Source organism: Pelagicoccus albus (assembly GCF_014230145.1).
GTDB lineage: Bacteria > Verrucomicrobiota > Verrucomicrobiia > Opitutales > Opitutaceae > Pelagicoccus > Pelagicoccus albus.
In genome coordinates this window covers 1,241,111-1,254,189 of the sequence record NZ_JACHVC010000012.1, presented here as the reverse complement: position 1 = coordinate 1,254,189, position 13,079 = coordinate 1,241,111, and the positions used below count along the sequence as shown (strand labels likewise).

Genomic DNA, 13,079 nt, shown 5'->3' with positions numbered 1-13,079 from the left:
GAAAGAGCTCTTTTAGTAAAATCTTTGTGAAGTAAAGCTGATAGAAGATATTAGGTTCAATTAAGTGGAATCCACTAGAAACAGAGTCGAAATTGACCACGAGGGCTGATTCTGAGGGAGATCCCGGATTATCGAAACTTATGAGCTTCCGCTCGCTTTTCCTACATAGGCGACCTAGCGAAACGCTTGCCCGAACAAAGCGGGACTGAACCCTTCGCGAACGAGCACCGCCTTCACTCCCAACTCCGAAACCTCCACGATGTTACGGGACTCATCGTCGAAAAAGAGCATCTCTTCGTAATCCACACCCGAATCCCGACGCAAGGCCTCGAAATGTCGGACTTTTGAACTGGGATAAATCTCTTCATAGGAGAAGAAGGCTCTGAGCTCTAGTAGATCGAGCAAGGTTCTCGCCCAATCAGGCCGCGTGGTACGGGAAGCAATTGCGATCGGCACTCCCAAATCATTCAAGAGTCGCAAAGCCCGCTGGATTCCGTCGTAAACCAAAACGACAGAGCCCCTTGAATCTACGACCTTTCCTGACTCCTTACGAAAAGGAGGCTCGAGGCAATCGCACCACACGCCACCCGCATCCCAAACCGTGAAGTCTAGATCAAAAACAACGAGCTTGAATGGGGCTTGGGCCATATCCACAGTCCGAAACAAGCAGAGCGGATGAGAAAAGCCACCCCTTTTGAGATTGAAATGTCGGGACCACCCATCGGCCCCCAACAGCTTAGTTCCACCCTAGCTTAAGCTCTCCATGAACGTAGACTCTCGGGAAAAATTCGGGGCAATCAGCGCCATGTCCAACCTCGCTTTCGCAACGGGAAAGCTGCTGGTCGGATTCTGGGGGAACTCCTACGCGTTGATCGCGGACGGCATAGAATCCATCGCAGATGTATTCTCCTCACTGGTTGTCTGGAACGGCTTGAGGGTTGCTGATAGGGAGCCAGATGCGGAACACCCCTACGGTCACGGCAAGGCGGAATCGATCGCCGGACTCATCGCAGCCTGCGCCCTAGTCGTCTCCGCCATCCTGATCGGGATCAACGCCATAAGGGAACTACTCGAACCGCACGGGGTTCCCGCCCCTTACGTCATCCCTGCTTTGATTGCTATCATCATCGGAAAGGAAATCCTCTTTCGTTGGCTTATGAAAGGCAGCGAGGCCTCCGACAGCACTGCCTTGAAAGTTGAAGCCTGGCACCACCGCATGGACTCGTTCACCTCGCTAGGAGTATTGATCGGAGTCTGCATCGCAGTGTTCGCCGGGGAAGGTTTCGCTAGTGCAGACGACGTGGCCGCCCTACTTGTTAGCGGGCTCATAATTTACAACGCGGTACAACTCGCCCGCCCTTCCCTCGATGAGCTACTCGACAGAGACGTCGGCGAAAAGCTCGCCGAACAGATAGAAAATGCTGCGAAAGAAACCCCAGGGCTCGTCAGACTGGAATCTCTGCAAGTACGAAAAAGCGGGACCCAGCACCTAGTGGACGTCCACCTCGAGGTGGATGGAAACCTCACGGTTACCGCGGGCCACGCAATCGCCCACAAGTTCAAGGACAAGCTCCTCTCGCAAGAGGAGCTTCGCATCAGCCACGTCATGACCCACGTGGAGCCAGCAGGCAGACCGGGACGCTAGCCCGGTCTTTTTGGAAAGAGCGATAGTACTCCTAAAAATCGCTTTTCCCGTTTCGCTTTTCCTTCCTGGCTCGAAATCCCTTTTTGGCCGCAGATTTGCGAGCCGATTTGAATTTCGCCAGCTGATCCTCATCCAAAACCTCAGCTAAGCGGCTATCCGTTTGAGCCCTCGCCGCTTTGAGCTCACCCATGGCTTCTTTCATCGTTGACCGATCCGGGCGTTCACCCTTCTCGATGCCGTGCTTTTCAAAAATTTCTCGGCGGCTCTCCCGCGCCTCTTTGAGGATGGATTCGACCTGAGTCGTTTGCTCCTCGCTTAGGTTTAGCTCAGAGAGCACGCCCTGGATTTCGAATCCATCCTGGGCATCCGCATCTTGAGAAAAACCGATTGTTGCCAACGCAAGCGCCAGCCCAGCTGTGATAATCTTTGTCAGTTTGTTGAATTTCATAGGCCACCGTCCTTGCAAACGCCATACCAGCCGGAAAACTCAACTCGTAACTTGCTACTCCACAACAACTAAACTATTTATCTCTTTAGTTTCCGCACCTCTCCAAACACAGATACAAGGGACTATTTCCCATTTTCCAGCCCTCCTGAAAATCAAGATTGGGGAAAACTTCCCAACTCGCTCACCACCAATCCCGAGTGAAGCCGAAGCGAATAAGCATAGCGAAGCACATCCCTACCACTAGGAGACGCAGAAAATTCGGGTTAATCCGAAAGAGGCAATGCGAACCAAGATAGGCCCCCAGTAATTGCCCGAGAATCATGACGCCTCCAGCCACCCAAACTACCTTTCCATAACTGAGGAAAACGATGAGCGATGCTATGTTGGTCGCAAAGTTGAGGGCTTTCGCCCCAGCCGTCGCAAGAGGAAGATCTCTCCCCAACAGGCTAACACCTGCCAGCGAAAAGAAGGACCCCGTCCCCGGGCCTAGCATCCCGTCGTAGGCGCCAATGACCGGTACCGCCAATCGCCTAAAAAGAGTTTGGCGACGTGCAGATTTACTTGTGCCCAAGGCGCTGGCGGAACTGAAGATGAAGAAAATGGCTGTCGCTACGAGCGCGATTGGGATGAGTAATTCAAGCACCGCAACGTCTACAAACTGGACGGCTACTGATCCAGAAGCGGACGCAAGAAACGCGATGCCCATCAGGGGCAACATATCCGCCCTCTGGATTCTGCCGGTCTTAAACATCAAGAACGCAGCAGTGCCGGTGCCTACACTTCCCTGGAGCTTGTTAGTTCCAAGGGCAGCTAGAGGCGGAATGCCCACCGCGAGCAATGCTGGCAAGGCGATAAGTCCCCCGCCACCTGCCAAGGTATCGATGAAACCCGCAGCAATAGCTACTAGGAACAAGACCAACAACAGCCCGAAAATGAAATCACTTTCCATACAAGATCGCGCTGCAGCTATAAGCCTGCCAGTCGAGATTAGGTGGAAAACCCTTAAACCCCTATAAATCTCCCTATTAACCTAACTTAAAAAGATCAGTGCGATTACTAATTTGGACAAATCGCATTCTGAAAGTCAGAAAACGCTTTCTTTTGCTCCGTAATTTCGCTGTATTCTGAGTTTCGAAGCCCCTTACCCTAATACCTCGGATCCTTTTAGACAGGTCTCAGTTCGAAAGCATGCCTACACAGTTAGACCAAGGGCTTTAGCCGCAGGGCTTCAGCAACCCTGCGGCATCTTAATTTTCCTTCCCACCCCCCGTAACCACAGCTAGTTAATCGCTAAACCTCCCCAGGGTCTCATCCCTCAGACTTGAGAGCTGGTGACCCGTCCCTGCCCAAACCCAAAAGGGCGGAGCAAAAGAAAATGCGAGAAAACACAGTCACCCTCCCAATTCCGGAGGCCCCACCCGGGTTTCTGAAAAGCAAAGTATCCTTGATTCGGGAAGTCGCACTCGAATTGGGCCAAGCAAACGATCCAGATGAAGTCATGCGAATCGCTATATCCCGCGGACGGGAGGTACTCGGATTCAGCAGACTAAGTGTTTGGCTATTCGACGGGGGCTTCCACGCCCTTCGCGGCACTTTCGGAGTAGATGAGCATGGATCCGTGGTCGATGAGCGGCAGAGCCGAGTATTTGATCACGTGTCAGTCGGCCCGCAGCGGGAAGCCTGGTCCAAAGCTCCTCATTACTTCGTGGAAACCAATAGCCCTTTGCGAGATTCCGCAGGAGGTATCATCGGACACGGAATCCATTTCACCGCTCCCCTCTACCAAGCGGGGCAACCAAGGGGCTACCTATCCGCGGACGACCTGCTGGAATGCCCTTCCCTGAATCAGGAAACGGGCGAGCTCATGTGCCTGTTCGCTGAATTCATTGCCGCCAGCTACTTTTCGAAGATCGCAGAAAAACAGGCCTACGATGCCATCGAGGCCCAGGAGCAATCAGAAGCAGCCAAAAGAGAATTCTTGGGCATGCTCAGTCACGAAGTCCGCACGCCCCTGAACGCAATTCTCGGTTACTCCCAACTCCTCAGCATGCAGGAGAACTCTGAGGAACAACGATCTCTCGCTAAAACGATCGAGAGCAGCGGTGACCATTTGCTCCAAATGCTCAATAGCATGATCGACTACAGCAATCTAGCCGACCGCGATCTGCGAGCTCGATACACCTCTTGCGATCCCGTTCAACTCGCCGAATCCGTGTCCTGCGATCTTGCGCCCGAGGCAAAGCGCAAAAAGCTAAACCTCGACTTCATCCACTTGGGAGACTTCAGCGGATCCGTTTTGGCAGATGCCCAAGGACTAAAGAAAATCCTTTTCAACCTGATCGAGAACGCGATCAAGTTCACCACCAAAGGCGGGGTCAAAATCACAGCCCAAACCCAGCCGACCCCCAATCGGACCCTGGCCCTACAATTCACGATCGAAGACACCGGCTGCGGAATCCCCCTCGCCGAGCAGAGTACCGTTTTCGAACCATTCCGGCAGATCGATTCCTCGCTCACACGCAAGCATGGAGGAGTGGGCATGGGACTGGCCGTGGTCGAGCGCCTAGTCTCTGGTATCCGTGGGAAAATCCATCTCGAATCCAAAGAAAACCATGGTTCGACCTTCACCTTAAACTTCGAGTTCGACTACGACAGTGCCGCCCCACAAGTGGCTAGAACGACGATCGGCTCCCGGGCTTCGCCTTCCAAGCCACACGAGAAGTGCAACATTCTGGTCGTGGAGGATAATCCCGACGACTATCTGCTCGTTGAGCAATTCATCAAAGGCCTCGGATACCCCTGCCCGACTTGGGCCAAAGGCGGGGAATCCGCCAAGGGATTTATTGCCCGCCACCCCTATGACTTTGTGCTGATGGACCTACAGATGCCCACCATCGATGGACTTCAGCTCACCAGACTCGTCCGCAGCGGCGATTGTGGCGTGATCAACAAAGACGTGCCCATCATTGGTATGACCTCAAACGACGAGGCCTACGCTCGCGAGCGGGCTATCGCAACAGGCATGGACGAATACCTCTCGAAGCCCTTTAAGATTAAAAACCTGGAGTCGGTCATCCAAAGGGTACTTGAAGGCCAATCCCCTCTTCCCATCTAGAGCCGGGGACGAGATTTAAGACTTGCTGCGAGTCTTGCGGAGAGCCGACTTCCACGGATCTGCGGCAGATTCGCTTTCAGCATTCTCCGCAGCCGCCCGGCGAAGCTTGTCCTTCTTACTGGGTCGCTTGCCCTTGACCGGGGCCTTGCCTTTGCCGGGATTCACCGGATTCCAGCTTTCCGGCTCAAAGCCCACCACCCGCTCTCTCGCGACTGGATCCATTCCATTCTTCTTTTGAATCTGCTGAAATTGAAAATCGGTCTCTTCCGTGACGAAGGTGATGGCGACCCCATCGCCTCCCGCTCGTCCAGTCCTCCCCACGCGATGTACGTAGTCGGCGGGAGCTCTGGGCAGATCATAGTTGATCACGCAGGGGAGCCCCACGATATCGATTCCTCGGGCAGCCACATCGGTCGCCATCAAAATCCGAACTTTCCGGTCTTTGAACTTCTGCAGCGAGCGGGCCCGTTTGTCCTGACTCATATCCCCATGCAAGGCAACCGCCTTGATTCCGTTTTTCACGAGCTTGGCAGTTACATTGTCCGCTCGACGCTTAGAGCTAACAAAAACCAAAACGAGGTCCCAGCCTTCTACCTCCAACAAATGGCGCAGCAGACCGGTCCTCGTATTGGCAGAAACCTCGATGGCGCGTTGACGAATCTTTTCGGCGGGCTTCGAAGCTGACTCCAGTTCGATCCTAGCTGGTTCCTTGAGTAAAGCATCCGCCAGCGAAACCACCCCCTGCGGAAAAGTCGCGGAGAACAGAAGATTTTGCCTCTTGGGAGGAAGCATGTCCAAGATCTGGTTTAATTCCTCGGAGAACCCGAGAGCCAGTAAACGGTCCGCCTCGTCCAAGGTCAGAAGCTCAACTTCGTCCAACTCCAAGGAGCGACGCTCCACCAAATCGATCAAGCGGCCCGGCGTCGCCACCACTACCTCTACTCCCGAGTAGGCCAACTTCATCTGAGCCTCGTAGCCGACACCGCCGTACGCGGCGAGCACGCGAGCCATGTTCGGAGCTTTTTCACCATAGCGTTCAAACGCTTCCGCCACCTGCACCGCCAGCTCACGCGTCGGCACCAGGACAAGATATCGCGGTTTCCTGCTCTGTTCCTGAGCGGCCGAAAGGCCTTGTAAAATCGGGAGGGCAAACGCGGCGGTTTTGCCGGAACCGGTTTGGGCCGCCGCTCGCAGATCTTTTCCCGCGAGGATAAGCGGAATCGCCTCCGCTTGAATGGGAGTAGGTTCCGCATAACCCAATTTCTCCAGCGAACGGAGAAGGAAGTTCGGTAAAGCTAGCGACTCAAATGACATTGCCGAACACCACTGCACTCGATTTGCCGGCAAAGCAAGGTCTTCACCTGCTCTTATCGTCGTACGCCCGGCCCGTCCAAGGGTTGATCTTGTTTTGGATAGGCGGGGTGGCCTGGCGATCGGAAGTATCTCGCTTCAAATCTTTTGGCTTCGGCTTTCGGGCGAGCGGCTCTAGCCCGATCGACTCCCTGTAGACTGACTCCAACTTTGCCCTGGCCCAATGCGTTTTCCGCAAAAACTTCAGGCTGGAAGAGATGCTAGGATCGTTGGCGAAACAGTTTATCGAAATTCTAGAGGCCAACTCTTCCCACCCCATATTCTCAACAAGCTCAGTCAACATATCCTGAAGAGTCTTCCCATGCATCGGGTCCTTTTTCGCCGCCTCGCTCATAAAGCGAAATCAGCTGGAAATCCGGAGCCAAGGTCAACACGCAATCGCCTTGCCTCTCCACAGAACTCGCCCCAAAACCCCACACTCCCCGAGAAGGAGACCATCAAACCGACTGCCCTATGAGCGAAATACCAAATTGCCCAAAATGCGACTCCGAGTACGCCTATGAAAACGGCCCCCTCTTCGCCTGCCCTGACTGCGGGCACGAGTGGACCGCCCAAGACGCGGAAAACGCTGCGGCAGGCCAAACCGATGAATCTGTCAAAGACGCCAACGGCAACACCCTCTCCGACGGCGACACCGTAACCCTGATCAAAGACCTGAAAGTCAAAGGAGCCCAAGGCGATCTCAAGGCAGGAACAAAGGTCAAAAACATCCGTCTCTGCGAGGGCGATCACAACATAGATTGTAAAATTCCGGGCTTCGGAGGCATGAAGCTAAAGTCCGAATTCGTGAAAAAAAGTTAAAGCTGGAAAGCTGCCCACAAGGATAGAGGCCAATTTTAAGCAACCAGCCATCCGGCATAAACAATGCTCATAATCGGTATGCCGATCACTGAAACCCTCCCATACCAAAAAGTGGCCGGCTGAGCTTCTGCATGAAATCACTTTCCACAGACGATACATCGCTCAAAAAGCCCGGGTACGATCTAGATAAAAGAGCCATCCAGATCCTGCGGGAAAACTCTTGGGGAGACTACACTCTGCCCACCAAAGGCCTCTATCCATATCAGTGGAACTGGGACTCCATGTTCGTGGCTCTAGGCTTCTCCGAGATCGACCTCGATCGAGCTTGGACCGAGGTCGAATCACTTTTCCAAGGACAATGGAAAAACGGCATGGCGGCCCATATCGTTTTCCGCCGCGATTCGCCATCCTACTTTCCCGGCCCCAAAGTATGGGGTGGTACACATGACGTCCCGACCTCCGGCTGCTCTCAGCCACCCGTGGCGGCTACCATTGTCCGCGACCTTTACGAGAAGAATCCTGAAATCGGGAAACAACGCCTCCCCGAACTCTTCCCTCGCCTGATGCGTTGGCACCGCTGGTTCCACACCATGCGCGTCATTTCAGGCGGTTCCGCCATCGCCGTGACCCACCCGTGGGAATCCGGACGAGATAATTCGCCGGACTGGGACGACGCCCTCGCCGACGTCGACCCAACCGGAGTCACCCCTTACCAACGTAAGGACCTCGGCCACGTCGACGCCGCCATGCGGCCAACCAACGCCGAGTACGACCGCTACATCAAACTGGTTGAGTATGGCCGCGACTGCGGCTGGGACCACACCCAGATCACCCGAGAGGGACCTTTCGCCGTAGCGGATCCGGGCATCACTTTTATCCTCATGCGAGCGGATCGCGACCTGCAAGCCTTGGCCAAGTACCTGGACAAGGAATCCGCCGTGCATGAAATCGACACGTGGCTCTACCGAGACCAGATAGCCGCAAGCTACCTCTGGAACGACGAAATAAACGCCTACTCGGCCCGCAACCTGCGCACCGGGCAACACGCCGACGGAGTATCGAGCGTAGGCTTCCTGAGCTACTACGGAGGAATTACCAAACCCAAACGAGACGCAAAACTACAAAAAACACTTAGCCGAATATTGGACGCCGCACCATATAGCGTACCAAGCTTCGATCCCCAACATCCAAAATTCGATTCGCGCCGCTACTGGCGTGGGCCCACTTGGGCTATCGTAAACTACCTCATCGCCCGCGGGCTTGAGGAATATGGCTTCGAAGAAAAAGCCACTCGTATCCGACTCGACACCCGCAAGGTTATCCAAGAATCAGGCTTCTTCGAGTACTTCGACCCCATGACAGGCGAAGGCTCTGGAGGAAACCATTTCACTTGGACCGCTGCCATCTGGCTAGCCTGGGCATCCCCCTCCACAGATAGCTAAATTCGACTTAGCCAAGAATTTGGGTAGCTTGTAGTATAAAAAAAATACAAACGATCCCGCATCAGTGTAAAGCAATCGAAAAAGCGATGCCATGGATGTGCTTTGAGCGGAAAAACCCACTACTTTATCCGATATAAAGAGTATCTTTAAACCCACGCGAAACCCCACGCGAAGACTCACACTACCCATGTCACAACTTTCCTTAGACAAGACCGACACCCATGAAGCGGAACGTCGAATCCTCGAGCAACTTTGGCACGCCGGTCGCCTCCAGCGACATATCGAGGCCTTAGAACGTTTTTACAGCACCAAGCGGGACGAATTTCGAAAACTGCTAAAATCGAAAAAAGACAACGATGAGCTCGTCGAGATCGCCAAGTTCTTGGTCATCGAAAACGTCATCGTCGATCAGCTCGCCGAAACCTTGGACCAGATGAAAGAAATCGAATCTGAAATCTGGATACAAGGAGAGAGCGGCAACTACGATCGCGATCAAATCGCCTTGCAATGGACCGAGCGATACGCACAGGCCTGGCGACAATGGCGCTTAAAGGAGTACCTTTTCGCCATCGAGCAAATGGAGTCCGAACGCCTCGCTCAATGCCTGCAATACGCTAGCTGAAGCACCTTCCCCTCCCCCCAGTAAAACGCCCGCCTCGAAAATAGCCCGCCCCTAAGGACGCAGCCCTGTGTAAACCGTCTCCCCCGTTTTTGACGCAAAACGTTTCGCCAAAGACGCTTTAATTGGTCAAGTTGCCAACGTCCCTAGCTTTCGACAGCGCCTCAAAGAGCTCCGCCGAGTTACGGGACTGCCCCCGAACAAGATCATGACCAACTGCGAAGGCGTCGCACTCCCCGAAAGGGATTCTCAACGATGAAGACTGAGGTTTGCAGCCCCTCCCCGTCAGAAGGGGAACTCAAGCCCCAAGACACCCCAATAACCGAGGGTAAACAAAAATCGAGTTGGGAACTTAGGCTTATGCTTACCTGCGGCGCTACCCTCGCCGCCGGCATTCTTCTGGAAACCCTGAATAGCGACCCCCTAGTATCTCAAGCGCTCTACACGATTTGTTACCTTTCAGGCGGGTATTTTGGGTTAAGAGAGAGCCTAGCCTCTTTGCGAAAAGGAGAAGTGGACGTCGACTTACTAATGGTCCTTGCAGCCTTGGGCGCCGCCTATGTGGGAGCACCTTTCGAAGGTGGCATGCTACTCTTTCTTTTCTCTCTCTCAAACGTCTTGCAAAACCATGCCTTGGATCGTTCCCGCCAAGCGATCCAAGCCCTCATGCAGCTACGTCCTACCGAGGTACTTTGCAAAGTAGGAGAGCGCTTCGAACGCGTCGCAGTTGACTCTGTCAAAATCGGGACCATTGCCCGACTCAAGCCAGGTGAACGGATAGCCTTGGATGGTGAGGTTACAGAGGGTCACGGCAGCGTCGACGAATCCTCCCTAACCGGCGAGGCGTTACCCGTGTATAAAGAAAGCGGCTCGAAGCTATTTGCTGGTACCATCAACCAAACCGGAAGCCTCCTGTATCGAGTCACCAGTCCGTCCTCGGAATCTACCCTGACTCGCATCATCGCGATGGTAGAGCACGCTCAGGCACGCAAAGCCAAAACCGAGCGCTTTCTGGAAAAGGCAGAGAGGTACTACGCAGTGGCCATCATCCTATTCACTCTGGGTCTGATCATAATTCCACCCACCCTGGCAGGAGCTGACCTTTCAAGCAGCTTCTACCGAGCCATGACCGTAATGGTGGTCGCATCTCCCTGCGCTTTGGTCATAAGCACACCAGCAGCCTTTCTATCAGCGATCGCTGGGGCGGCACGCCAAGGAATACTTTTTAAAGGAGGAGTACATCTCGAGCGTTTGGCAGCCGTCGATATCGTAGCTTTCGACAAGACAGGAACTTTGACCTCCGGCAAACCTACCCTCCAGTCCGCAGTCGCCTTTCCGCTAGGTATTCACGGCGAGGCCGACCAGGAAAAACGAAAACTCAAGCTGATCCAAATAGCAGCCTCCTTGGAGAACCATTCGGAGCATCCCATCGCTGGAGCAATCCAAGAAGCAGCTCTAAAAGCGGGACTAGAGAGTTTGGATATTCAGAATTTCGAAGCCATACTGGGCAAAGGAGCTAGGGCAACAGTCGCGGGCATGGACTGCTTCATCGGAAGCCCCAGCCTATTCAAGGAACTTGGCGGCACACTCCAAGTAGCGGAGGAGGCCCTAGTTGCAGAAGCCCTGTCCCACGGAGAAACCACCTTGCTACTCGCCCAATCCAAGCCTGACGGCACTTTCAAAACCGCTCTCGGTATGCTTACGGTGGCCGATAACATTCGCGAGGACACCGCCGATGCCATCGAGCGCCTGAAAACGATCGGAGTTGAAAGAATTGTTATGTTAACGGGTGACGCCCATCAAGTAGCCGAAACCACAGCCCGACTTCTAGGAATCGACGAAGTCAGATCCGAACTGCTCCCGCAAGACAAGCTCCGCATCATACAAGAACTAAACGAACAGGGAAAAGTCGCAATGGTGGGTGATGGCGTTAACGACGCTCCAGCTCTCGCCGCAGCCCATGTCGGTATCGCCATGGGAGCAGCAGGAACGGACGTAGCCATGGAAACAGCAGACGTCGTCCTGCTTAGCAACAGACTTAATCGGCTCGCCGCAGCCTTGAACCTGGCACGTAGAAGCAGAGCTATCGTTGCCCAAAACCTCAGCTTCGCGCTCCTTGTGATCGTCATTTTGGTTTCATTTTCTTTGAGCATCGGAATTCCGCTGCCATTAGGAGTGGTCGGACACGAGGGCTCTACAGTACTAGTTTGCCTGAATGGACTAAGACTGCTTGCCATAAAAAATCGCTCCAACTGAAGTCGCTGCGAAAAGCGCTTCTGCAACGAGCTGGGCAGAGATAGAAAAATCGAAATTACCTGAAGCCAAACTCGGAAGAAACTCGTAAAAGGCGGTATTCCCGCCCTATCCAAGTGGGACTTTCCGCAAACCCTTATTTTGCCCTGTGATTCTCAAAAGAACCCTCTCCCTCAGCCTCGCTGGCTTTTCACTTCTCCTTGCAACGCGCCTAGCCAACGCTGCGGATATCGCCTTTACGCCTAGCGAAGATGGCGTCTACGCAGTGTTTTCGACCAGCCAGGGAGAATTTGCCGCCAAGCTCTACTACGACCTCGTCCCCCTCACGGTCGCCAATTTTGTCGGTTTGGCAGAAGGATCGGTCCTCATCTGGGATGCGGAAGAGCAAACCGCTACCTCCGAAAAGTTCTACAACGGGCTGACCTTTCACCGGGTTATCGAAGACTTCATGATCCAAGGCGGATCTCCCAACGGACTCGGAACTGACGGGCCAGGGTATGGAATTCCGGACGAGATAAGGGCCGATCTTACGCACTCAAAGAGCGGAATTCTCTCCATGGCCAATAGTGGCCCCAACTCTGGCGGAAGCCAGTTCTTCATTACCGTCGAACCAACCGCTTGGCTTGATGGCAAATATGCAGTTTTCGGCGAGATCGTAGACGGACTGGAAAATGTGGAGGCAATATCGGAGGTACCCGTGATTGATCCTGATGCCAGCAATCACAAACCAATTACCGACGTAGTGATCAACGAAGTTACGATTCTCCGCGTTGGCACCGAAGCTCAGCAGTTCGATCCTAGAAACTACGATGTTCCTAACGTTCTGTTTCCAGAAATCAAAATGGACCTTCAGGCCACTCCTCAAGTGGCTCGCTTCGACCGCCGCATCAACGCGAACTACTTAATCAAACAGTCTACCGATCTTGAAAACTGGGAGACAGACGAGAGCCTGGAGCCTGACTACGACGTCGAGTCCGAGCATAGCATCGATGTGAGTGCACCTCTCGCCAGCGACGGGAAAGTCTTCCTTGAAGTCACGGAAATCACTTCACCTTATCTGGTAGACGGAACCGGAACCAACCTGACAATCACTCTGGGCGACCTCGGAACGCTAGGCTTGTCGCTAAATGACACGACCGGGGGCACATATTCCTTCGGAGAAAGTGCCGGAACGATTGACAAATACTACTGGTCTCCCCTTGAGGATCGAGATCAGCTATACGTGGAATTTTCAGGATTGCGAACCATGCAGATCTACTTCGATTGGACCAAAAACTCCTCTGGAACTGTGTTTGTTCACATCTTCGAGAGCTATTCCGGGGCAGGAGACTACTTCAACGTAGAAGGCACCTTCCTCGCCAACCGGCGTCCCGCCAGCAACTAGT

At 53.8% G+C, this 13,079-nt stretch carries 12 protein-coding genes; 7 read left to right on the top strand and 5 right to left on the bottom strand.

The annotated features are described in order from the left end of the window. Positions 1-174: 174 nt before the first annotated feature. Entirely contained in the window at positions 175-648 is a 474-nt protein-coding gene (locus tag H5P27_RS14875) for a magnesium-dependent phosphatase-1 (protein ID WP_185661182.1), read from the bottom strand. Positions 649-763: 115 nt separating this feature from the next. On the opposite strand from H5P27_RS14875, the gene H5P27_RS14870 reads away from it, so the two are divergent. Next, entirely contained in the window at positions 764-1,645 is an 882-nt protein-coding gene (locus H5P27_RS14870; RefSeq protein WP_185661181.1) for a cation diffusion facilitator family transporter, read from the top strand. 31 nt (positions 1,646-1,676) lie between these two features. On the opposite strand, the gene H5P27_RS14865 is transcribed toward H5P27_RS14870, so the two are convergent. Next, a complete protein-coding gene (locus H5P27_RS14865) occupies positions 1,677-2,093 on the bottom strand; it encodes a Spy/CpxP family protein refolding chaperone (protein ID WP_185661180.1) in 417 nt (138 codons plus the stop codon). Positions 2,094-2,274: 181 nt separating this feature from the next. Next, positions 2,275-3,042, bottom strand: a complete 768-nt coding sequence (locus H5P27_RS14860; RefSeq protein ID WP_185661179.1) for a TSUP family transporter — start codon at positions 3,040-3,042, stop codon at positions 2,275-2,277. A 426-nt stretch (positions 3,043-3,468) separates the two neighbouring features. On the opposite strand from H5P27_RS14860, the gene H5P27_RS14855 reads away from it, so the two are divergent. Continuing rightward, positions 3,469-5,208: a GAF domain-containing hybrid sensor histidine kinase/response regulator gene (locus H5P27_RS14855; protein WP_185661178.1), complete on the top strand. Its 1,740-nt coding sequence runs from the start codon at positions 3,469-3,471 to the stop codon at positions 5,206-5,208. 15 nt (positions 5,209-5,223) lie between these two features. Here the strand turns inward: H5P27_RS14855 and H5P27_RS14850 are convergent, their stop codons facing one another. Further along, positions 5,224-6,522 carry a DEAD/DEAH box helicase gene (locus tag H5P27_RS14850; protein WP_185661177.1) on the bottom strand — a complete coding sequence of 433 codons (1,299 nt, stop codon included), beginning with the start codon at positions 6,520-6,522 and terminating at the stop codon, positions 5,224-5,226. A gap of 43 nt (positions 6,523-6,565) precedes the next feature. Then, entirely contained in the window at positions 6,566-6,913 is a 348-nt protein-coding gene (locus H5P27_RS20245; protein ID WP_185661176.1) for a VF530 family protein, read from the bottom strand. A 119-nt stretch (positions 6,914-7,032) separates the two neighbouring features. Here H5P27_RS20245 and H5P27_RS14840 point away from each other — a divergent pair, with 119 nt between their 5' ends. The 5 genes from H5P27_RS14840 (at position 7,033) to H5P27_RS14820 (ending at position 13,078) form a co-directional block, all read left to right on the top strand. Beyond that, complete coding sequence (locus H5P27_RS14840; RefSeq protein ID WP_185661175.1) at positions 7,033-7,380, top strand: zinc ribbon domain-containing protein YjdM; 348 nt, start codon at positions 7,033-7,035, stop codon at positions 7,378-7,380. A 131-nt stretch (positions 7,381-7,511) separates the two neighbouring features. Next, on the top strand, positions 7,512-8,822 hold the full coding sequence (locus H5P27_RS14835; RefSeq protein WP_185661174.1) for an MGH1-like glycoside hydrolase domain-containing protein: 1,311 nt from the start codon (positions 7,512-7,514) through the stop codon (positions 8,820-8,822). Positions 8,823-9,009: 187 nt separating this feature from the next. Beyond that, a complete protein-coding gene (locus H5P27_RS14830) occupies positions 9,010-9,444 on the top strand; it encodes a hypothetical protein (protein WP_185661173.1) in 435 nt (144 codons plus the stop codon). A gap of 252 nt (positions 9,445-9,696) precedes the next feature. Then, positions 9,697-11,697 carry a heavy metal translocating P-type ATPase gene (locus H5P27_RS14825; protein ID WP_185661172.1) on the top strand — a complete coding sequence of 667 codons (2,001 nt, stop codon included), beginning with the start codon at positions 9,697-9,699 and terminating at the stop codon, positions 11,695-11,697. A gap of 145 nt (positions 11,698-11,842) precedes the next feature. Further along, positions 11,843-13,078 carry a peptidylprolyl isomerase gene (locus H5P27_RS14820; protein ID WP_185661171.1) on the top strand — a complete coding sequence of 412 codons (1,236 nt, stop codon included), beginning with the start codon at positions 11,843-11,845 and terminating at the stop codon, positions 13,076-13,078. The last annotated feature ends 1 nt before the right edge of the window (position 13,079 follow it).